Source organism: Bradyrhizobium sp. ISRA464 (assembly GCF_029910095.1).
Classification (GTDB): domain Bacteria; phylum Pseudomonadota; class Alphaproteobacteria; order Rhizobiales; family Xanthobacteraceae; genus Bradyrhizobium.
In genome coordinates this window covers 3,216,651-3,237,981 of the sequence record NZ_CP094526.1, presented here as the reverse complement: position 1 = coordinate 3,237,981, position 21,331 = coordinate 3,216,651, and the positions used below count along the sequence as shown (strand labels likewise).

22 protein-coding genes and 1 pseudogene are annotated in these 21,331 nt (G+C 63.7%); 13 read left to right on the top strand and 10 right to left on the bottom strand.

Features of this window, described 5'->3' with window-relative positions; all coding sequences use genetic code 11:
* Positions 1-10 precede the first annotated feature (10 nt).
* From MTX19_RS15020 to MTX19_RS15005, 4 genes are read right to left on the bottom strand one after another with little or no spacing between them, the layout of a single operon-like run.
* Positions 11-1,111, bottom strand: a complete 1,101-nt coding sequence (locus tag MTX19_RS15020) for a dihydrolipoamide acetyltransferase family protein (RefSeq protein ID WP_280984244.1) — start codon at positions 1,109-1,111, stop codon at positions 11-13.
* Positions 1,112-1,131: 20 nt separating this feature from the next.
* Positions 1,132-2,112: an alpha-ketoacid dehydrogenase subunit beta gene (locus MTX19_RS15015; protein ID WP_280984243.1), complete on the bottom strand. Its 981-nt coding sequence runs from the start codon at positions 2,110-2,112 to the stop codon at positions 1,132-1,134.
* A complete protein-coding gene (gene pdhA, locus MTX19_RS15010) occupies positions 2,105-3,202 on the bottom strand; it encodes a pyruvate dehydrogenase (acetyl-transferring) E1 component subunit alpha (protein ID WP_280977184.1) in 1,098 nt (365 codons plus the stop codon). The genes MTX19_RS15015 and pdhA overlap by 8 nt, the downstream gene beginning before the upstream one ends.
* A gap of 38 nt (positions 3,203-3,240) precedes the next feature.
* Positions 3,241-3,375 (bottom strand): hypothetical protein, encoded by a 135-nt coding sequence (locus MTX19_RS15005; protein ID WP_280986043.1) that lies wholly within the window; start codon positions 3,373-3,375, stop codon positions 3,241-3,243.
* Here MTX19_RS15005 and MTX19_RS15000 point away from each other — a divergent pair.
* Positions 3,374-3,592 carry a hypothetical protein gene (locus MTX19_RS15000; RefSeq protein WP_280986042.1) on the top strand — a complete coding sequence of 73 codons (219 nt, stop codon included), beginning with the start codon at positions 3,374-3,376 and terminating at the stop codon, positions 3,590-3,592. The genes MTX19_RS15005 and MTX19_RS15000 overlap by 2 nt on opposite strands.
* 384 nt (positions 3,593-3,976) lie before the next feature.
* Positions 3,977-4,270: a GYD domain-containing protein gene (locus MTX19_RS14995; protein ID WP_280977182.1), complete on the top strand. Its 294-nt coding sequence runs from the start codon at positions 3,977-3,979 to the stop codon at positions 4,268-4,270.
* Between the two features lie 157 nt (positions 4,271-4,427).
* Here the strand turns inward: MTX19_RS14995 and MTX19_RS14990 are convergent, their stop codons facing one another.
* Positions 4,428-6,023: an ABC transporter substrate-binding protein gene (locus MTX19_RS14990; protein ID WP_280984241.1), complete on the bottom strand. Its 1,596-nt coding sequence runs from the start codon at positions 6,021-6,023 to the stop codon at positions 4,428-4,430.
* Positions 6,024-6,404: 381 nt separating this feature from the next.
* Between MTX19_RS14990 and MTX19_RS14985 the strand changes: the two genes are divergently transcribed.
* Positions 6,405-7,181, top strand: a complete 777-nt coding sequence (locus MTX19_RS14985; RefSeq protein WP_280986041.1) for a peptidase — start codon at positions 6,405-6,407, stop codon at positions 7,179-7,181.
* Complete coding sequence (locus tag MTX19_RS14980; RefSeq protein WP_280977179.1) at positions 7,178-7,939, top strand: SDR family oxidoreductase; 762 nt, start codon at positions 7,178-7,180, stop codon at positions 7,937-7,939. Before MTX19_RS14985 ends, MTX19_RS14980 begins: the two co-directional genes overlap by 4 nt.
* Before the next feature lie 111 nt (positions 7,940-8,050).
* Here the strand turns inward: MTX19_RS14980 and MTX19_RS14975 are convergent, their stop codons facing one another.
* Positions 8,051-9,274, bottom strand: coding sequence for an MFS transporter (locus tag MTX19_RS14975; protein WP_280984796.1), 1,224 nt, complete (start codon positions 9,272-9,274; stop codon positions 8,051-8,053).
* Between the two features lie 115 nt (positions 9,275-9,389).
* Between MTX19_RS14975 and MTX19_RS14970 the strand changes: the two genes are divergently transcribed.
* Positions 9,390-10,646: a nucleoside transporter C-terminal domain-containing protein gene (locus tag MTX19_RS14970; protein WP_280984240.1), complete on the top strand. Its 1,257-nt coding sequence runs from the start codon at positions 9,390-9,392 to the stop codon at positions 10,644-10,646.
* A 121-nt stretch (positions 10,647-10,767) separates the two neighbouring features.
* Here the strand turns inward: MTX19_RS14970 and MTX19_RS14965 are convergent, their stop codons facing one another.
* Together MTX19_RS14965 and MTX19_RS14960 are read right to left on the bottom strand one after the other, a co-directional pair.
* Positions 10,768-11,322: a cupin domain-containing protein gene (locus MTX19_RS14965; RefSeq protein WP_280984239.1), complete on the bottom strand. Its 555-nt coding sequence runs from the start codon at positions 11,320-11,322 to the stop codon at positions 10,768-10,770.
* A gap of 156 nt (positions 11,323-11,478) precedes the next feature.
* The gene (locus tag MTX19_RS14960; RefSeq protein WP_280984238.1) at positions 11,479-11,769 is read right to left on the bottom strand and encodes an usg protein; all 291 of its coding nucleotides are present in this window, start codon (positions 11,767-11,769) and stop codon (positions 11,479-11,481) included.
* 383 nt (positions 11,770-12,152) lie between these two features.
* Here MTX19_RS14960 and groES point away from each other — a divergent pair, with 383 nt between their 5' ends.
* Complete coding sequence (groES, locus tag MTX19_RS14955; RefSeq protein WP_280984237.1) at positions 12,153-12,467, top strand: co-chaperone GroES; 315 nt, start codon at positions 12,153-12,155, stop codon at positions 12,465-12,467.
* Between the two features lie 45 nt (positions 12,468-12,512).
* Positions 12,513-14,153 (top strand): chaperonin GroEL, encoded by a 1,641-nt coding sequence (gene groL / locus MTX19_RS14950; RefSeq protein ID WP_076830236.1) that lies wholly within the window; start codon positions 12,513-12,515, stop codon positions 14,151-14,153.
* A 284-nt stretch (positions 14,154-14,437) separates the two neighbouring features.
* On the opposite strand, the gene MTX19_RS14945 is transcribed toward groL, so the two are convergent.
* Positions 14,438-14,632, bottom strand: coding sequence for a hypothetical protein (locus MTX19_RS14945; RefSeq protein ID WP_280984236.1), 195 nt, complete (start codon positions 14,630-14,632; stop codon positions 14,438-14,440).
* Here MTX19_RS14945 and MTX19_RS14940 point away from each other — a divergent pair.
* From MTX19_RS14940 to MTX19_RS14930, 3 genes are all read left to right on the top strand, one after another.
* Positions 14,631-14,987: a phasin family protein gene (locus tag MTX19_RS14940; protein ID WP_280984795.1), complete on the top strand. Its 357-nt coding sequence runs from the start codon at positions 14,631-14,633 to the stop codon at positions 14,985-14,987. The genes MTX19_RS14945 and MTX19_RS14940 overlap by 2 nt on opposite strands.
* Before the next feature lie 216 nt (positions 14,988-15,203).
* The gene (locus tag MTX19_RS14935; RefSeq protein ID WP_280977172.1) at positions 15,204-15,428 is read left to right on the top strand and encodes a hypothetical protein; all 225 of its coding nucleotides are present in this window, start codon (positions 15,204-15,206) and stop codon (positions 15,426-15,428) included.
* 21 nt (positions 15,429-15,449) lie between these two features.
* Positions 15,450-15,647, top strand: coding sequence for a hypothetical protein (locus MTX19_RS14930; protein WP_280977171.1), 198 nt, complete (start codon positions 15,450-15,452; stop codon positions 15,645-15,647).
* Between the two features lie 16 nt (positions 15,648-15,663).
* On the opposite strand, the gene MTX19_RS14925 is transcribed toward MTX19_RS14930, so the two are convergent.
* Positions 15,664-16,365, bottom strand: a complete 702-nt coding sequence (locus MTX19_RS14925) for a Crp/Fnr family transcriptional regulator (RefSeq protein WP_348638291.1) — start codon at positions 16,363-16,365, stop codon at positions 15,664-15,666.
* A 516-nt stretch (positions 16,366-16,881) separates the two neighbouring features.
* On the opposite strand from MTX19_RS14925, the pseudogene MTX19_RS14920 reads away from it, so the two are divergent.
* The 3 genes and pseudogenes from MTX19_RS14920 to MTX19_RS14910 form a co-directional block, all read left to right on the top strand.
* A pseudogene (locus MTX19_RS14920) lies at positions 16,882-17,117 on the top strand (hypothetical protein); the annotation flags it as partial.
* 316 nt (positions 17,118-17,433) lie between these two features.
* Positions 17,434-20,775, top strand: coding sequence for an adenylate/guanylate cyclase domain-containing protein (locus MTX19_RS14915; RefSeq protein WP_280984234.1), 3,342 nt, complete (start codon positions 17,434-17,436; stop codon positions 20,773-20,775).
* 161 nt (positions 20,776-20,936) lie between these two features.
* Positions 20,937-21,242 (top strand): hypothetical protein, encoded by a 306-nt coding sequence (locus MTX19_RS14910; RefSeq protein ID WP_280984233.1) that lies wholly within the window; start codon positions 20,937-20,939, stop codon positions 21,240-21,242.
* Positions 21,243-21,331: the final 89 nt, after the last annotated feature.

Below are 21,331 nucleotides of genomic sequence, written 5' to 3'. Positions count from 1 at the left end.
ATGGCTGGAATCAGGGAATGCGCTCAAGCTCGGATTTGAGGACAACCAGGAAACGGGCCGCTTCGCCGCCCGTCACCACCCGATGGTCGAAGGTGAGCGATAGCGGCAGCGTGCGTCTAACTGCAATCTGCCCCCCATGGGCGACCACGCGCTCCGAAATCCGCCCGGCGCCGACGATCGCCGTCTGCGGCGGCACGATGATGAGATTGGCAAACCGGCCTCCGATCATTCCGAAATTCGACAACGTGATCGTCGCACCGCGCAGCTCCTCCGGGGGTATGGCGCGCGCGATTGCGTCGGCGCGCAGGCGGTCGAGCCCAGCCCGCAGGTCCGATACGCTACGCTCCGCGACGTTGCGCAGCACGGGAACGATCAGGCCGCCGCCGGTGTCGACAGCGATGCCGAGATCGATGCGCTCGATCAGGCGCCGCTCTCCCGAGCCGGAATGATACCAGGCATTGAGCGCGGGCTCTGCTTTGCAGGCGGCAGCGATCGCGCGCACCAGACGGATTGTCACGTCCTCGCCCTGTCGCCAGTCGTCGATGTCGGCTTCATCGGTGACCGTCGCAGGGACGATTTCCGCGTGCGCCGCCGCCATGCGTTGCGCCATCGCGCGGCGCAAGCCGCGCAGCGGCTCGGCGGGTCCGCCGTGAGACATCCGCTTCGCCGCCCTCTCGACATCTGCCCGCGTGATGGTGCCGCCGGGCCCCGTCGCCTCGACGAGATCGAGCGCGACGTCAAGCTTGCGCGCGAGGGCGCGCACCGCCGGAAACACGTGAGCTCCCTGCGCGCTGGGCGGCGTCGAAGGAGTTGCTGCCGCCGGCTGTTGCTCGCCGGTGCCGAGCTCGCCCACAATCGTGCCGGTGTCCTCCCCGGCGCCTTCGGCAAACTCCACGAGCGGCGCGCCGACCTTCACGATATCGCCCTTGGCACCGAACAGACGCGCGATGCGTCCGTTCGACGGCGCCGGTATCTCGACCACCGCCTTGTCGGTCTCGACCGAAACGAGCGGCTGGTCGGTCACGACGTGGTCGCCCTCGTTGACGTACCAGGTGACGATTTCCGCTTCTTCAAGACCTTCACCAAGGTCCGGCAACGTGAACTGGCGCATGGCACAAGGTCCGCTAGTGTTCAGTTGTACTGGCACGCCTTTCGGGCTGCGGTCACGATGCGTCCGACCGACGGCATGTAGCGTTGCTCAAGGCGGGCCATCGGGACGATCGTGTCATAGCCGGTAACGCGGGTCACGGGTGCGAGCAGCGAGGATAGTCCGCGCTCGGCGATCAGAGCGGCGATCTCCGCGCCAAATCCGCCGGTGTGCGCCGCCTCGTGCACGATGACGCAGCGCCCGGTCTTTGCGACCGATCCGAGCACGGTGTCCTCATCGTAGGGCTTGAGCGTGGCGAGGTCGACGACCTCCGCAGCGATCCCCTCATCGGCGAGCGCGTCCGCTGCGGCCATCGTTTCCCTCAGCATCGCGCCCCAGCTGATCAGCGTGACGTCGCGACCTTCCCTCAAGACGAAGGCGTGATCCAGCGGCAAGGCTTCGCCGTTGTCCTCGACCTCGCCTTTCGCCGCGCGGTACAGTCGCGTCGGCTCCAGGAACACCACCGGATCGGGATCTCGGATCGCGGCGAGGAGAAGTCCATAGGCGCGCTCCGGCGACGAAGGCATGACGACACGCAGGCCCGGAATGTGGGCGAGCATCGCTTCGGTGCTTTCGGAATGATGCTCGGGCGCGCGAATGCCGGCACCATGCGGCGTGCGCAGAACCATCGGACAGGTAAGCCGTCCCTGGGTACGGTTACGCATCCGTGATGCGTGGTTCACCAGCTGATCGAGACAGGGATAAATGAATCCCATGAACTGGATTTCGCCGACGGGCTTCAGTCCCTGCGCGGCCATGCCGACGCAGAGACCGCTGATCAGGAGTTCGGCAAGCGGCGTATCAAGGACGCGCTCCGGACCGAAGCGCTCTTGCAAGCCGATGGTCGCGCGGAAGACGCCGCCATTGACACCGATATCTTCGCCGAGCACGACCACAGCGGGATCATCAGCCATCGCGCGGCCGAGCGCCAGATTGATGGCTTCGACCAACGTCACTTCAGGCATCGTCCTCTCCCGCGAGTTCGCGACGCTGCACGGCATACGCCTCGGGCAGATCGGCATAGAGGTTGTCGAACATGGTTTCTGGCCGGCGCGGCGGCGTCGTCAGATAACGCTCCACCGCCGCCTCGATGCGCTGATGGCACTCGGCGGCAAGCTGCTCCTCGTCCGCCTTGGTCCACATCTTCTGACCGACAAGATATGACCTGAGGCGCGCGATCGGCTCTTCCTTCCAATGCGCCTGGACTTCTTCGGCCGAACGATAGCGCAATGCATCATCTGACGTCGTGTGATCGCCGAGCCGGTAGGTGACCGCTTCGATGAAGTGAGGGCCCTTGCCGTCGCGGGCAGCGGCAATGGCCTCCTCGGCCGCGGCGCGCATCGCCACCACGTCGCAACCATCCACTTGCTCGCCGCTGAACCCGGCAGCGATCGCCTTCTGGGCCAGCGTTTCAGAAGCGGTCTGCAGCCGCAGCGGCACGGATATGGCCCATTGATTGTTGGTGGCGACGAATACGACCGGCAATTTGTGCACGCCGGCAAAATTCATGGCCTCGTAGACATCGCCTTTCGAAGTGGCTCCGTCGCCAAACAGGCAGACGGCCACGCTCGGCTGCTTGCGCAGCTTCAAGGCATAGGCCACACCGGCGGCATGCGGCGCCTGTGATCCGACGGGAACGCAGAACGGGAAATCGTGAACCGGACCGGAGAATTGATTGCCCCGTTCATCGCCGCCCCAGAACAGCAGGATCTCCTCCAGCTTGACGCCACGCCAGAGCAACGCGCCATTGTCACGATAAGAGGGCAGCAGAACATCATCTTCCCGCATCGCACTCGCGATGCCGACCGACACCGCCTCCTGGCCGAGCGAAACGGCATAGGTTCCCAGCCGGCCAGTGCGCTGCAATGCGACAGCCTTTCGGTCAAACAGGCGCAAGAGCACCATCGAACGGTAAAGTTCGACGAGCAGCTTGGCATCGCTGGCGAAGGCGGGAAGCGGCCGGTTCATCGCGCCGTCCGGCGCGAGGTAGTTGCGGCGGCGCACCTCAAAGCGCGCAATGACGGGGAGCTCTTCGTTTGCTCTTTTGCTGGCCACGCTCACTCTCCTGGAGCGGTTCTGCCTCCCACGTTCAACTATTTGGTGTTCGAGCCGCCACGATGCAATACCGTGGCGGCTTCTCTCTTGGCGCGCACGTCGCCGGCCGGATCGCCGAGATCGATCGATGGGATCCGTGGAAACAGCGCCGCGATAGTGATATATGAGGGCATGGCAAATGGTCAGGTTGTCCTCGTAACAACTGAGCCGTTGGACGGCGGCCCGCCCGTTCGCTCGGTCTTCTTCGTTGCTGAAGGAGACGCGGCAAAGGCCACGGCAATTATTGCGGAAATGATGGCCCCGAATGAAAGGGTCGAAGCGTGGGGGCCGCTTCCCGAAGCGGCTGTCAAAGCCCTCGGATTGAAACCGGGTGACTACACCCACACCTGACTTGACTTGCACCAAATGGCAGCCCGGCAAGCGAAAGCCTTCTGCGGCCCTTATCCTTTGCGCAGAGCGTGTGATCTCGACGCAGTGCTCTCGCTTACGCGAATATCGTGTGATCACCGAGCCTTGCCACCGCGTTTGCGATCACAACGCGGGGAGCCCTCTTCCTTGAGCAAAGGACATGGCGTAATCTCGGGGGAGCTGCCCTTTGAGACGGGACGGGCCGACGTCGCCGTTTGACGGAACAGGCAGCGGTCAGGCCGTCGGCAGGCATCTCAGTCTGAAAGTAGCGCCTGCCTTATATGGCGCTCCCTCAGCTTCAACATGAAGCAGGTTGGCCTGCCGCGCGCGGCAGACAAGGGGAATGCGTAACCCTTGGAGGACGACATGGCGACATTCATAGTGAGGATCGACTGGACCGACCAGGGAATTCGTAATGTGCGGGAAGCTCCCAAGCGCAGCCGAGCGGCGAGAGAACTCGCCAAGACGCTCGGCGTCGAAATCAAGGAGGTCTATCTCACCTCCGGCGAGCATGACCTTCTTCTCCTCGCCGAAGCGCCGCTCGGCGACCACATCACAAAGCTCGCACTTGCCCTCAGTTCTCAGGGAAACATACGGACCTGCACCTCACGGGCCTGGCCCGAGGCCGAGTGGACCAAGCTGATATCCGAACTTCCGTAGCGGCTTCGGATGTCCCGATGGATCTCTACGCGGCCTGACTGACGGTGCCGTCGCTACTCTGACACCCGGCGATCGGCGCGAGCGCTTCGCGTGTGCGAAGGGCGGCGGCGCATGTCGTCGCCAGCGGGGCAGGACGCATTATTTATCCAGCCACACGTCATTTATCCAGCCACACGTCCTCAAACCGCAGATTGTTGTACTGGCTGTTGTCGTGCGGATGGAAGTTCTTCACATAGGGCTGCCAGCAATTGCCGGCCGATGAGTGCAGGATGATCGGGCGCGCCGCGTCCTCGGCCAGCAGGCGTTCGATGTCGAACACGAGCTGCCTGCGCTTGTCCTTGTCCAGCTCGCGGGACTGCGCGGCCAGCAGCTTGTCGACCTCCGCATTGCAATACTGGGTGTAGTTGCGCTCGGAGTGGCAGGAGTAGTTTTCGACCAGATTGCCGTCGGGATCGTCGACGCTGACGCCGGTCACGTTCAGCCCGATCGTGTAGTCCTTGCGCTGCAGCCGGGAGTACCAGCGCGGCGTATCCAGAATGTCCAGCTCGGCCACGATGTAGATCTTCTTGAGCTGGTCGGCGAGGATCACCGCCGGATCGCGATAGGTCGGTAGGTTGCGGGTCTGGATCTTGATCGGCAGCGGCTTGGCGTCGCTGTAGCCGAGCTTCTGCATGATCGCTTGCGCCTCCGCGATATTCTTCTCGGTATCAGGCCCATAGCCCGGCAGCGTCGCCAGCACATCGGGCGGCATGCCCCACTCGCCTTCCGGCTTCGCGAGCATGGCGCCGCCGAGCCGCCCGTTGCCCTCGAACAGGATGGTGTTGAAGGCCTTGCGGTCCAGCGCCAGCGACATCGCGCGGCGGATGTCGGGATTGTCGAACGGCGGATTGACGCGGTTGACCATCAGATTGATCTGGGTGTTGGTCGCCGTCATCTCGCAGATCGCGTTCGGCGCCCGCGCCTTGACGTCCTTCATCAGGGGAATGGTGACGTCGGAGGGAAAGGTGATGTCGTAGTCGCCGGTCGCAAACGCCAGCATGCGCGTCGCGCGGCTGTCGATCGTGCGCACCGTGATCTCGTCGAGATACGGCCGGTCCTTCTTGAAGTAATCCGGGTTACGCACGAGCCGGATCGAATCGCCGCGCCTGAACTCGACGAATTTGAACGGCCCGGTGCCGATCGGCTTGGTGCGCATCACCTGCTGCGGCACGTGGCAGGGATAGACGACCGAGAAAGCGCTGGCGAGCAGCGCCAGCAGCCCCGGCTGCGGCTCGCTCAATTCGAACGTCGCCTCATAATCGCCGTTGATGCTGACGTCCTTGAGCTTGGTGTACCAGACCTTGCGCGGATTGCGCTTGAAGTCCTGGGTCTCGCTCTTGCCGATCAGCATCCGCCAGGTGCATTGCACGTCCTTTGCCGTGAACGGCTGGCCGTCGTGCCATTTCACACCCTGCCGCAGCTTGAAGGTGAGCTTGGTGTTGGTCGAATCCCATGACCAGCTTTCGGCGAGATCGGGGATCACGGTGTCGATGCTCTCGTGAACCTTGGCCGGGTCGAACACCACGAGATTGTTGAATACAGCCGCGAACGGCATCACCGAGGCGATGGTGGATTCCTCGAGCAGCGAGGTCGAGGGCGGATTGTCGTTGTGATAGAGCCGCAGCGTGCCACCCTTCTTCTGCGCCAATGCTGGGCTTGCCGCCATGGTCACGAGACCCAACGCCGCAATGCATGCGGCCAGCCTGAACGACATTCTCGCCTCTCGGAATTTCTTTTTCTTGTTGATCGCGAACAGTCGAGCACAATGCCGTGCGCGCCGCAACGATGCGGGAGGCAGATCATTGCCGGCTGCGCGCAACGCAGAGCAGGCGCATGAGTCATTGCGTCGTTGGAGGCCGCGCATCGCGCTGAACATTCCGGCCAGCCGTTCCTGAACCGGGACGGCGCCTCGGGCTGCCGGGACCGTTGCCAGCCGCGAGCCAAGGCAGCCGCTGCCCTGGCCATCGACGCGGTCGAGAGGCAACCATTTTTGACCATTCACCGCATGTTCCGCGGAAAGGAATTGGGGTTGGATGGCACCGTGAAATTGGCTACTAGTTTGGCGCCGAGACAGTCGGACCGGCGGGGACTGGACATGACCTATTGCTGTGGAATTCTGGTGCGAGACGGCCTCGTCATGATCGCGGACACCCGCACCAATGCCGGCCTCGACAATGTCTCGACCTTCCGCAAGCTGCACATCTTCGAAACGCCAGGCGAGCGCATCATGGCGGTCGCGAGCGCCGGCAATCTGGCGATCAGCCAGTCGGTGCTATCGACCCTGACCGAGGGCATGGCAGACCCGCAGACCGGCGAGCTCGAAACGTTGATGAATGCGCCGACCATGTTCCAGGCGGCACAGCGGATCGGCCGCGCCATCCGCGCCGTGCACGCAACCGAGGGAGAAGCGCTGCGCGGCGAAGACATCTCCTTCGACGTCTCCTTCCTGTTCGGCGGTCAGATCAAGGGCTCGCGGATGCGCCTGTTCATGGTCTACACCGCCGGCAACTTCATCGAATGCACCACCGACACGCCGTACCTGCAGATCGGCGAGCACAAATACGGCAAACCGGTGCTCGACCGCGCCATGCATTACGACGTCGAGCTCTATGAGGCGCTGAAGACCGGCCTGATCTCGATGGATTCGACGATGCGCTCCAACCTCGGCGTCGGCCTGCCAATCGACGTGCTGGTGGTCCGCGCCGACGCCTGCGAGGCCGACCTCAACCACCGCATCGAGGCCGGCGAACCCTATTTCCATGACCTGCGCTCGCGCTGGTCCGCGGCGCTGCGCGCGGCGCACCAGAATATTCCGCGTCCGCCCTACAAGACCGAGATCGAAGCAAAAGCCAAGAAAGAGGAAACCAGATGACTGAGGCAGCCAACAAGATCGCCGTCGTCACCGGTGCCGGCACCGGCGTCGGACGCGCCGCGTCGCTTGCCCTGATGAATGCAGGCTTCACCGTCGTGCTCGCCGGACGCCGGCTGGAGATGCTGGAGGAAACCAGCAAGCTCGGCCCCGCCGGCAAGAGCCTGTGCGTCACCGCCGACATGACCAGCCCGGCCTCGATCGCCGCGCTGTTCGACAAGGTGAAAGCCACCTACGGCCGGCTCGACCTGCTGTTCAACAATGCCGGCATGGGCGCACCGCCGGTCAATTTCGAGGATCTGCCGCTCGAGCAGTGGCAAGCCGTGGTGAACACCAACCTCACCGCCCCGTTCCTGTGCACCCAGCACGCCTTCCGCATCATGAAGGACCAGAAGCCGCGCGGCGGCCGCATCATCAACAACGGCTCGATCTCCGCGCACGCGCCGCGCCCGTTCTCGGCGGCCTACACCTCGACCAAGCACGCCATCACCGGCCTCACCAAGTCTTCCAACCTTGACGGACGCATGTACGACATCGCAGTCGGCCAGGTCGACATCGGCAACGCCGCAACCCCGATGACCGACCGCATGGTCAACGGCCCCGGCGTGCTGCAGCCCGATGGCACGACCAAGCACGAACCGCGCATGGACGCGAAAGCGGTCGGCGATGCCGTCGCCTACATGGCGGGCCTGCCGCTCGACGCCAACGTGCTGTTCATGACGGTGATGGCGACCAAGATGCCGTTTGTGGGACGAGGCTAGCCCCACAGCCGCTGCCGCCATTGCGAGGAGCGTTAGCGACGAAGCAATCCATGCCTCCACAAGCGGCAAGATGGATTGCTTCGCTTCGCTCGCAATGACAAGAGAAAGCCCCTACTCCAGCTTCTCCACAGTCCGCAGCGTCGGGAACAGCTTCATCCAGAGCAGCGCGATCGCGATCGTGCCGACGCCGCCGAGGACTGCGGCCGGCACCGTGCCGAGCAGCGCCGCGGTGACGCCGCTTTCGAACTGCCCGAGCTGGTTCGACGCGTTGATGAAGAGGAAATTGACGGCGCCGACCCGGCCGCGCATCTCGTCGGGCGTCGCCAACTGTACCAGCGAGAACCGGATCACGACGCTGATCGTGTCGGCCGCGCCCAGGACCGCGAGCGCCAGCGCCGACAACCACATCCAATGAGACAGCGCGAACACCACCGTCGCCGCCCCGAACACGATGACCGCCTGGAACATCCTTAGTCCGACGCGGCGGCTGATCGTATGCTGTGCCAGCACCATGGTCATCAAGAGCGCGCCGACCGCGGGCGCGGCGCGCAGGATACCGAGGCCGAGCGGACCGGTTTGCAGGATGTCGCGCGCATAGATCGGCAGCAGCGCGGTGACGCCGCCGAACAGCACCGCGAACAGGTCGAGCGAGATGGTGCCGAGGATCGCCGGATTGCTGCGGACGAAGGTGACGCCGGCGAACACATCGTCCGACGATGCGCCGTTCTTCGCCGGCGCCTGCTGCAGCCGGCCGATGCCGCCGGTCAGGATCATGCCGAACAACCAGAACACCGTCATCACGGCATAGGGCGCGCTCGGCATCAGGGCATAGGCAAAGCCGCCCAGCGCAGGTCCGGCAATGGTCGCAACCTGCGCCGCGCCGCTCGAGATTGCGGTCGCCCGCTGCAGCGAACCCTGCGGCGCGATCAGCGGCAGCAGCGCCGCGGTCGCCGGGCTCTCGAACGCGCCGGCGATCCCGAGCACGAAGGTCGCAACAAAGGTCTGCACCTCGGAGATGGTGCCGGCAAACGTGCTCACTGCGAGGAACAGCGCGGTCAGCGCCTCGGCGAGCTGGCAGGCCTGCACCACGCGTTTGCGTTCGAACCGGTCGGCGGCGTGGCCGGCGACGAACACGAGCAGCGCCGTCGGCAGGAACTGAACCAGGCCGACCATGCCGAGGGCAAAGGCGCTGCCGGTCAAGTCGTAGATCTGCCAGCCGATCGCGACCGCGCCGATCTGGCTGGAAAACCGCGACAGGCTGCGCGACGACAGGAAGAACAGAAAAGATCTGTGACCGAGCAGATCGCGGGCGCCGACGGTCGTTACGGAAGACATGAGCGAGCCGTGGCCGACCGCCTGCAACTTGTCAATGGCGGCGACGTCAACGCGCAACAGCATTGCGCTGCACGAAGCCCCTGCCATAATCGCGCGAAGGGTTTTCGGGGTCTTGATGCTGCAATTGCAATCAGCGTTTGGCGTGGTGGCGCTCCTTGCGATCGCCTGGGCGTTCGGGGAGAGCCGCCGCGCGGTGTCGCTGCGTCAGGCCGCGATCGGGCTGGCCGTCACCATCGTCACCGCGCTGGTGCTGATCAAGGTGCCGCTGGTGACGAAAGCCTTCGGCTCGATCAACGATGCGGTCGGCACCATCGCCGCCGCGACGCACGCCGGTACCGCCTTCGTGTTCGGCTATGTCGGCGGCGGCCCTGCGCCGTTCGATCCCAAGGCGCCGGGCACAGACTTCATTCTCGCCTTCCAGGCGCTGCCGATCGTGCTTGTCATGAGCGTGCTGACGACGCTGCTGTTTTATTGGCGCGTGCTGCCGCCGGTGGTGCGCGGCATGGCCTGGCTGCTCGAGCGCACGCTCGGCGTCGGCGGCGCGGTCGGGCTCTCGACCGCGGCCAACATCTTCCTCGGCATGGTGGAGGCGCCCCTCTTCATCCGCCCCTATTTGGCCCAGCTCACCCGCAGCGAATTGTTTCTGGTGATGACTGGCGGCATGGCGGGAATCGCCGGCACCGTGCTGGTGCTTTACGCCACGCTGCTCGCGCCGCTGATCCCGGACGCCGCCGCGCATTTCGTCATTGCCTCGGTGCTCGGCGCGCCGGCCGCCATCCTGGTCAGCCTGGTCATGGTGCCGGAGACGACAGACAAGCGCACCGGCGGATCGCTCGACGATCCCGACATCCATGTCTCGTCGACAATGGACGCGATCGTCAAGGGCACGGTGGCCGGGCTCGAGCTGCTGATGAACATCATCGCGATGCTCCTTGTGCTGGTGGCACTGGTGTATCTCCTCAACGCGATCGTCGGCCTGTTGCCGGAGGTCGGCGGCGCGAAGATCTCGCTGCAGCGGCTGCTCGGCTATGCGATGGCGCCGGTGTGCTGGCTGATGGGCCTGCCATGGTCGCAGGCGGTCACGGCGGGAAGCCTGATGGGCACCAAGACCGTGCTGAACGAGCTGATCGCCTATGTCGACCTCTCGAAGCTCGGCACCGATGCGCTCGATCCGCGCTCGCGGCTGATCATGCTCTATGCGACGTGCGGCTTCGCCAATTTCGGGAGCCTCGGCATCATGATCGGCGGACTCGGCATCATGGCGCCGGGGCGGCGCGAGGAGATCAACGCGCTCGGGCTGAAGTCGATCGTATCAGGCACGCTCACAACATGCCTGATGGGCGCGATTGTGGGGACGATGACGTCCCCGTAGCCCGGATGGAGCGAAGCGCAATCCGGGGGCATCATCATAGTGTGCACGACTCCCGGATTCCGCGGAGCCTGTCATCGGGCGCGCATTCGCGCGACCCGTTGGCTCCATCTGGGCTACGAGATCACGCCGTCAACTCGACCGTCTTGAACTCCGCCGGCAGGATCACTTCCAGCAATTCGACGTCGTCGGAGTAATCCAGGATCACGTGCCGGATGCGCGGCGGCTGGGTCCAGGCGCTGCCCTGCGTCATCAACGTCTCGCCCTCGCCTTCCATGTAGGTCTTCACCCAGCCCTTGAGCACGTAGACCATCTGGAACTCGACGTCATGATAATGCAGCTTCGACACCTCTTCCGGATTGCACGGACCCTGCAGCCGGATCACATGCGCCTGGGCCAGCCCGTGCGTGGCATCAGCGATGCCGAGGTCGCGATACTTGGCATAGGCGCGCAGTCCGTCAGCCCTGAAATCCTCCTCGCGGTGGTGGCTGATGGCAACCCGCTGCTTCGGCCGCGCCTTGGGCTTGGCCTTTGTTGTCGTCTTCCTGGCGGCCGAGACGCGGCCCTTCGACTTGATGGTCTTGCGCGCCGAGGGTTTGGCGGCGCTCCCGAGCCCGGTCCATTTCTTCCTCACCGCGGTCTTGGCCGCTGGTCTTGATGCCGGCTTTCGCTTGGCCATTGTTGGTTACCTCCCGTCTTCTAACCGGATGACGGTAGCACAAAAGCCTGTTGGGGGATGGGCGAAAGCATCGGGTCGCGCGAACGTGCATGCGCTCCCTCAAGCGCGCCGCCAAGCGGCGGCCCCGGCGCGATCACGCCGTGGTCCCCTCCGCCGTCAATGCAGCCGGAAGACGCCGTCGACGGCGCGCAGCTCCGCGGGCTTGACCAGCCTGGAGTGCGCGACCGTCACCGAGAACAGCGGCCCCTCGAGCTTCTCCTGCCAGAAGGCGAGGAAATCCTGCAGCGCCGGGAATTTCGGGAAGAGATCGTAATTCTGCCAGACGTAGGTCTGCAGCAACGAGGGGTGATCCGGCATCCGATACAGGATTTGCGCCGTTGTCAGCCCATACCCCAGCAACTGCTTCCGGAAGTCGTCGGAAACAACCCCACCAACACGCGAGACCATGCCAACCTCCTGTGACGGAGCGCATGTGCGCGTGGTGGCCGACCTGCCGGGGCCACCGCCGGCAAAGATGCGCTCACATGAGAGAAATGTGACGCACGCGACTAACCGATCTCAAGCCTAAATGTTTAACGGGTTGTTGAAATTTCTCGCGCTGGCAGCAGCTTACCGCAGGTGCTAATACCAGTTGGGCGGCCTCCAAGCCGTCATTAAGCATGACCGGCGATGCTGGCAGACGCCCCGTCCGAGTGCCAATTTTTCTGCTAGAAGCCCTTGCCCGGTGCCCGCGACTGGCCTATCTCCATCTCGGCTAGGTTGGCACTCGCTGACCTGGACTGCTAACTCTCCAAAATTCTACAACATCTGCAAATGTTTAGGAGGACTGCATGAAATTCCGTCCGCTTCACGACCGCGTCGTGGTCAAGCGCATCGACGCCGAAGAGAAGACTGCTGGCGGCATCATCATTCCGGACACTGCCAAGGAAAAGCCCTCCCAGGGCGAAGTCGTCGCCGTCGGCCCGGGCGGCCGCGACGAGGCTGGCAAGCTGATCCCAATCGACGTCATGGTCGGCGACCGCGTCCTGTTCGGCAAGTGGTCGGGCACCGAGGTCAAGATCGACGGTGAAGACCTGCTGATCATGAAGGAAAGCGACATCATGGGCGTGCTCGACGTCCCCGCTTCCAAGAAGAAGGCCGCTTAAGCGCCCCTCTCCCTCCCTGGTTAAATCTCTCAAGGAAAAACTCAGATGGCAGCTAAAGAAGTCAAATTCTCCGTCGAGGCGCGCGACAAGATGCTGCGCGGCGTCGACGTTCTCGCCAACGCGGTGAAGGTCACCCTCGGTCCGAAGGGCCGCAACGTGGTGCTCGAGAAGTCGTTCGGCGCTCCCCGCATCACCAAGGACGGCGTCACCGTCGCCAAGGAGATCGAGCTCGACGACAAGTTCGAGAACATGGGCGCCCAGATGGTGCGCGAAGTCGCCTCCAAGTCCGCTGACGCGGCCGGCGACGGCACCACCACCGCGACCGTGCTCGCCCAGGCGATCGTGAAGGAAGGCGCCAAGTCGGTCGCCGCCGGCATGAACCCGATGGACCTGAAGCGCGGTATCGACCTCGCGGTCGAAGCCGTGGTGGCGGACCTCCAGAAGAACTCCAAGAAGGTCACCTCGAACGAGGAGATCGCCCAGGTCGGCACCATCTCGGCCAACGGCGACGCCGAAATCGGCAAGTTCCTCGCCGACGCCATGAAGAAGGTCGGCAACGAGGGCGTCATCACGGTCGAGGAAGCCAAGTCGCTCGAGACCGAGCTCGACGTCGTCGAGGGCATGCAGTTCGACCGCGGCTATATCTCGCCCTACTTCGTCACCAATGCCGACAAGATGCGCGTTGAAATGGACGACGCCTACATCCTCATCAACGAGAAGAAGCTCTCCTCGCTGAACGAGCTGCTCCCGCTGCTCGAGGCCGTGGTGCAGACCGGCAAGCCGCTGGTCATCGTCGCTGAGGACGTCGAAGGCGAAGCGCTCGCCACCCTCGTCGTCAACCGCCTGCGTGGCGGCCTGAAGGTCGCGGCCGTCAAGGCTCCGGGCTTCGGCGATCGCCGCAAGGCCATGCTGCAGGACATCGCGATCCTGACCGGCGGCCAGGCCATCTCGGAAGACCTCGGCATCAAGCTCGAGAACGTCACGCTGCAGATGCTCGGCCGCGCCAAGAAGGTGATGATCGACAAGGAGAACACCACGATCGTCAACGGCGCCGGCAAGAAGGCCGACATCGACGCTCGCGTTGCCCAGATCAAGGCGCAGATCGAGGAGACCACCTCGGACTACGACCGTGAGAAGCTGCAGGAGCGTCTCGCCAAGCTCGCGGGCGGCGTCGCGGTGATCCGCGTCGGCGGCGCGACCGAAGTCGAGGTGAAGGAGCGCAAGGATCGCGTTGATGACGCGATGCATGCGACCCGTGCGGCGGTCGAGGAAGGCATCGTTCCGGGCGGCGGCGTCGCCTTGCTCCGTGCCTCCGAGCAGCTCAAGGGCCTGCGCACCAAGAACGACGACCAGAAGACCGGCGTCGAGATCGTGCGCAAGGCGCTGTCGGCTCCCGCTCGCCAGATCGCGATCAACGCCGGTGAAGACGGATCGGTGATCGTCGGCAAGATCCTGGAGAACAAGACCTACAATTACGGCTTCGACTCCCAGACCGGCGACTACGCCGACCTCGTCAAGAAGGGCATCATCGACCCGACCAAGGTCGTGCGCACCGCGATCCAGAACGCTGCCTCGGTTGCCGCGCTGCTGATCACCACGGAAGCGATGGTCGCCGAGCTGCCGAAGAAGAATGCCGGCGGTCCCGCGATGCCTCCGGGCGGCGGCATGGGCGGCATGGACTTCTGATCCAGCCTCTCAAGGCAATCCACGAAATGCAAAACCCCGGCAGCGATGCCGGGGTTTTTGTTTGCGGCAAACCGGGTGCTTGCCGCAGCGCAGCCAGTGGCGGGTCCTGCACAACCTTACGCTGAAGCGGGGAGTCCGCTGGCGCTCACGATGTCCACGCTATACACAGCCACGCCGGTAAACATACCTTGGTCTGAGTTGACAATTTCAAAAAAATTATTGGCGAGAGTCGCAAACCGAACCGACAGTCCCACTTTCGTCCCGCACAGTAGGATCGGGACTGATCAAAACTGCTCACCTAGAATCTGAACCGAACACGGAGCGTCAGCTCTCGTGACGCGAGCGAGCGTTGCGAGGAACGCTTTCGCTTGAGAAAGGAACTGCGTCTTGAGTGAAACAGAAATGAAAGTCACAGTGAACGGCACGACTATCTTCGGCATGCCGTTGTCGAGCTTCCCGAAGATCGCCTTGCCCGGCATGATCGGCGATCTTGCCGAACAGGGTTTTGCCCGCGCCCGGGCCGCCTCCGAACAGATGACGGAGACGTTGGGCGAAACGTATTCGCGCAATGCGCGATGCGCGGCCGACTACGGGCTCAAGGTGTTCGAAATCTCATACGCCAATACCGCCTCCGCGCTCGATTTCTTCGTCCATCTCGCCGGCAGCAGGTCAGCGACCGATGTCTTGGCCTTGTCTACCGAGCAAACCCGCAAAGCCTTCGATATGGCATCCGACCAGAACAAGGAATTGTGGGCGCTTGGCCAGAAGCTTGCGACGGAAATGGGTGAGCCGGTCAGGAAGCATTTCGGCAAGGTTCTCCACCAAGCCGGCTAAAAAAGCGGCGCTCAATTCACGTCGAGGATTCGTTTGAGGAGGGATCCGGCCGGTTGGAGAAGCCCAGTGACGAGCATGCAGCCCCCACTGCCCGATGCTCTGTCAAAAGCCACAGGTGCGCGATGCCCCCCAACTGGTCGCACCGACAAGAGGCGCAATCCAACCGGCCGGTGCTTTTCTGCAAAAAACAAAAAGGCAATCTCGAGGGAGGCTCACATGGGCATGCTCATGGTCAAATGTCCGCAAACCGCACACGCGATTCCCACCGGCATCAAAACCGATCGCGAAAGCTTTGGACGTAGCACGGTATTCTTCTCGCGCACACCTTGCCCATTCTGCCGCACCGATCACGCCTGGTTCGCGCGGGACGCCTGGGTCGCTGAGCCGAGCATCCGCGTGCGGCGCCGGCTCACCGGCCTGAAGGTCGACACAGACTATTGATGATCGCGATGGAGGGACACCATGGGGCGCATGCAGACCTCGACCGAAACATCCGCCTGGCTGCTACAGGCCAAGGATTTTCTCGACGAAGCACGACGGCTGAAGCCCGGCCCAGAGCGCAATGAGTTGCGCCAGACGGCGAAGGTGCTGCGCGAGATTGCGAAGCTCGAGACGGCATCCGAACCCGCACGGGAGCCTGATCGGCGGCGGAGGAGCTGATCGCGCCGAAACGCGCTCACACCGCGTCGTCCGCTTCGATTTCCGGGATGCACGGATCGTCAGCTCGAGCCGCCGCGTGAGATCGGATCTTGTGGTCCGAGAAGATCTCCTCGGCTTCGAGACGCATGACGCGGTGGCATTCGCACGCCACCGCCGAAAGCCGCGACCGGTCGATCTCGATCCGGCCTCGTTGATCGGACCTGATCGCGCCACGCGCGCGCAGATTGCGCATCAGCAGCGTCACCGTCGTTCGTCGCACACCGAGGATCTGCGACAGCGCCTGCTGGGTCAGCGGGAGGACGTCGCTGTCGACGCGATCGCGAAGCTGGAGCAGCCAGCGCGCCATGCGGGCTTCGACCGGATGCAGCGCATTGCAGGCCGAACCGAGCTGAAACTGTATCAGCATCGCCCTGAAGTGACTTTGAATGACCTGCCGGATCGCGGGGCTGCGGCCGAAGGCCGTGTAAAATCGTGACGCAGGAATCCGCGAAGCGGAGCCCGCCGCATGGACGACCGCGGTAATGGCCGACGGTGACGACCCGAGCACCGAAAGACTGCCCACGACCCCCTCGCGCCCGATCACGCCGGTGGCAACGGTGTGTCCGTCCGCCATTTCGATCATGAGCGAAATGGCGCCGCCATATGGAAAGTACACGTGATCGATTTGGTCACCCGCTCGCGAGATCACCGTGTCCTGCTCGAGCGCAACGATCTCCAATTCGGGCCTCAGCAGATCGAGGTCCGCTGCCGGCAGTGATGCAAGAAGGCGATTACCGATTCCGCCGGGAGGACTCACTAGCGGGGCCCCGTAGTGAGGCGACGCGCAACGAGAACCAACTCACTCAGATACACTCTCAAAAAACAACTCCAAACGCTTGGCCAGACGGAATTTCTGTACGCAGCATTTTCGGGAGTTAGATGCAGAAATGCGTGGCCGGACGCAACAATAAAATGCGCGTGAGCCTTACGTGAGTCTTACGGTAGCACTGCGGGAACCCGGAAGTTCCAATTTCCGGAGATGGCGATGCTGCGTGCGATCGATGCGGATGTCGCACGTCTCTGAACCGCATCGGCTAGATCGTGCGCAAGGCGTGGGCAGCACAGGACTTCTGATGCGCAGGGTCAGGCAATTTTGGAAATTGCGCTCATGCACAACGTGACGCAAGTGCCGCCCGTGTGCGACATAGTCGGGCGTCTTACGACCCAGATCATTCCTCAGAGGCCCGCGCCGGCGGGCTTCGACTCCCGGACCGGTGAATTGCCGACCTCGTCAAGAAGTGCATCATCGACCCGACCAAGGTCGTGCGCACCGCGATCCAGAACGCTGCCTCGGTTGGCGCGCTGCTGATCACCATCGAGGCGATGGTCGCCGAGTTGCCGAAGAAGGCCGCTGCCGGCCTCGCAATGCCTCCGGGCCGCGGCATGGGCGGCATGGACTTCCGATCCAGCCTCTCAAGCTATCCACGATAAGCGAAACCCCGGCAGCGATGCCGGGGTTTTTGTTTGGAGCACAGAATGCCTGCGCCTGGACGCCGGGAAGGTCGTTGCTCCAAAGTCTGCACTTCGCCAATGATTGCCTCGAGTCTGGGCAGCTTTCGAAGGCGAGACGCTTTGACGAATGGCAACGGCAAATCTACAACAGGCAGGGAAATACCCTTGTGCCTGCGGCATGCTGCTTTCCGGACTACGATACCGGCAAGCGCAAAATTCCGCGGCACAAGCAGTACCCCATTGGAATTGTTACGGATCGCAAGCTGCCACTGACAAGCTGCCAAGAGGCCCTGACTTGGATATCGACAGTTGGCTTCACAGCATCGGTCTGGACCGATATGCGCAGATATTCCGAGAGAACGCCGTCGACCTCAGCGTCGTCCCTTATTTAACCGATGAAGATCTGGAGAAGCTCGGCGTGCTGCTCGGGCACCGCCGCAAATTCCTGCGGGCTGCCGCCGAACTCGGAGCCGTCGACAAGAGCGCCTCCCCCGTTGCGCTGACGGCAACCGCTCCACCTCGCAAGCATGATGCAGCAGAGCGCCGTCAACTGACGATCATGTTCTGCGATCTTGTAGGCTCGACCGCGCTGTCGACGCGACTCGACCCCGAGGATTTGCGCGAGGTCATCGGCGCCTACCAGAGCTGCTGCGCCGACATCATCACCGGCGCGAAGGGTTTTGTCGCCAGATATATGGGCGACGGAGTCCTCGCCTATTTCGGTTACCCCCAGGCGCACGAACATGACGCCGAACGCGCCGTCAGGGCGGGCCTGACGCTGGTCGAGGAGGTGCCGAAGCTCGCCTCGCCGGTCGGCGACTCCTTGCAGGTCCGTATCGGCATCGCGACCGGTCTTGTGGTCGTCGGCGACCTGATCTCGGCCGGCCTCGCCGAAGAGCAGGCGGTGATCGGCGAGACGCCGAACCTGGCCGCGCGACTGCAGGCAATCGCCGAGCCCGGCACCGTGGTGATCTCATCGAGCACCCGCCGCCTGACCGGCGGCCTGTTCGACTACCGCGAGCTCGGGACGTTTCCGCTCAAGGGCTTCGACGAGCCGGTCAAGGTATGGCGGGCGCTGGGCGTCAGCGCAGCCGAAAGCCGGTACGAGGCGCTGCGCGCAAGTGCGTTGCCGCTGGTCAACCGCTACCAGGAGCTCGACCAGCTCATGCAACGCTGGGACGGCGTGCAGCATGGCGAGGGCTCGGTCGTCCTGCTGTCGGGCGAGGCCGGCATCGGCAAGTCACGGATCGCACAGACGGTGCTGGAGCGGCTGAGCAGCGAGCCGCATACGGTGGTGCGGCAATTCTGCTCGCCCTACCACCAAGATACAGCGCTCTACCCGGTTATCGCACAGCTCGAACGAACCGCGGGCTTTCGTCGCGACGACAAGGACGAGCAACGGCTGGCGAAGCTGGAGGCGTCGCTCGTCACGCCGGCTAGCGGCCGCGCCGAGACCATGTCGCTGTTCGCCGGCCTGCTGTCGATCCCCGATGGCGGGCGCTATCCGGCTCTCGATCTGACGCCGCAAAAGCGCAAGGAAAGGACCCTGCAGGCGCTGCTCGCGCAGCTCGAGGGTTTGGCAACGCGCCAGCCGTTGCTGTTCCTCATGGAGGACATGCACTGGGCCGACTCGACCTCTCTCGAATTGTTCGGGCAGATCATGGATCGCGCCCCTGCCCTGCCGCTGCTCGCGATCGCAACCTTCCGTCCCGATTTTGTCCCGCCCTGGGCCGGCCGTCCCCAGGTGACGATGATCGGTCTCGACCGCCTCCAGCGGCGGCACTGCACCGAGATGATCGTGCACCTCACGGCCCGCAAGGTCCTGCCGCAGGAGATTGCGGACCAGATCACCGAACGAACCGACGGCGTACCGCTGTTCGTCGAGGAATTGACCAAGGCTGTCGTCGAAAGCGGCGTGCTGGTCGAGCAGGATGATCGGTACGTCGCCGCCGGCCCGGTGACCCAGGTTGCGATCCCGACGTCGCTGCAGGAATCGCTGCTGGCACGGCTCGATCGCCTTGCCCCCACCAGCAATGTGGCGCAGATCGCCGCTGCGCTCGGCCGGCAATTCTCGCACGAATTGATCAGCGCCGTCGCAGGAATGCCGCCCGCGCCGTTGAACGAAACCTTGCAGCAGCTCGTGAACGCCGAGTTGATATTCAGGCGCGGTACGCCGCCTGACGCAGAGTACACGTTCAAGCACGCGCTTGTGCAGGATACCGCGTACGGCACGATGCTACGGAGCACCCGCCATCAGGTTCACGGCCGGATTGCCGCAGCGCTGGAGGCACAGTTTCCCGACATCTGCGCAACTCAACCCGCCGTGCTCGCGCGGCACTGCACCGAGGCCGGGCTGACCGACAAGGCGGTCTCTTACTGGCTCAAGGCCGGTCAGCAGGCGCTCGCGCGCTCGGCTACGATTGAGGCCGCCACCCAATTGCGGAAGGGGTTGGACGCGCTGAAAGGGTTGCAGGACACGCCTGAGCGACGCAAGCAGGAACTCGACCTGCAACTCGCGCTTGCATTGGCGCAGATGGCTATGAAGGGCTATTCGGCGCCTGAAGTGGGTGAGACTCTTGGCCGCGCCCGCGTTCTCGCCGAGCGGATCGATCAACCACGCTACCTCTGGCCGGTGATCCTCGGCCAGTCCTCGTTTCACCGGGTCCGGGGCGAACACCGGCGCGCGCTCGAGCTGGCCGAGCAACTGGAGCGAGTCGGCGAGGCGCGAAACGATGTCGCAGCCCAATTGGTCGGCCGTTGGGCCAACGGGCGCACCCGCCTCTTCCTCGGCGAATTCGCCGCGGCCCGCGAGCTCCTGGAGCGCTGTCACGGCCTTGCGGATCCGGCGCATCGGAGCGGCGTCTCGTTCGCCGATCCCTTTGTGATGACCCTTGCCTATCTGGCCTGGACTCTCGCCGTGCTCGGCCACTTGGACGAGGCCCGGACGCGGTTGAACGAAGCCTTGTCGGAGGCACGTCGGCTCAACCATACCCAGACGCTGGTCGAAGTGTTGCTCTCGGCGTGCCCTGTCGAACGCATCATCGGCTCGCCGAACCTACAGCAGCACGAGGAAGAACTGCTCGCGCTCTCGACCGAGCGCGGCTTTCCGTTGCATCTGGGTTGGGCTACGGCGTACCGAGGCGTGTCGTTGACCCTGCTCGGACAGCCGCAGGAAGGGCTGTCGCTGATCCATCAGGCGATGACGACAATTAGAACGACCGGAGCCGTCACAGGCACCCCGGACCTCCTGATGATGCTCGCCGACGCCTACGCCAAACTCGAAAGGCCCGCCGAGGGATTAAGCTGCCTCGCCGAGGCCAAGCAGGTCATCGAGGCGACTGACGAGCGGTACGGCGAGGCCGAATTGTATCGGCTGCGCGGCACACTGTTGAACGCGACAGGCGATCCAGTCGCGGCGGAGCAGAACTATCGTCAGGCCATCGCCGTCGCACAGCTGCAGAGCACAAAGCCCTTCGAATTGCGAACGTCGATCGGTCTGGCGCGTCTCCTGCGCGAACAGGGCAGACATGCCGAGGCCCATGATCTGCTCGCCTCGATCTACGGCTGGTTCGCAGAAGGCCTTGATGCGCCCGACCTGAAGGAAGCCAGGGCGTTGCTTGACATGCGCGCCTCGTGATTTGCCCGATCTGCAAGTCCTGGCTGCGTTCGCAGGGGCGCAAGCGTCGTCCGAACTTGTGACGCCCGGATAAGAATTCAACCAATATTGACAATCCTCTGCGACTGGCTCGATTGTATCGGCCGCGTCCAGCGGACGCGATCATAGTGGAGGAATCAATAATGAGGCGGATTTCAAAAGGTGTCGCCAAGGATGAGGTGACGTATTTTTATCTCATCACTCGCACCGAAAGAGGCCGGGCACAAAGCGAGGCCCAGAAGAAGAGGGGCGCGAACGATGTCACGAAAGTCGTTCTAAAGGCCGGAGGCCAGTGTCGGCTCTATTCGACCCGCGGGTCGAGCTTTGACTATGTCAGCGTCATCACGGGCGTGAGCGCTGCCGCAACCATCCGAATTGCCGAGGAAATAGAAAAACTGGGAGCCGTGAAGGCGACGCTGGTCTCCGGCGTCGAGATGTTCGGCGGCTAGTCCAACGTATCGCACGGGGACGCTTTCCTCGTGCGAGGACATCTGTATCAATCATCAGCCGCGATGCGGCGGGGCAGTCGCCCGCGTCA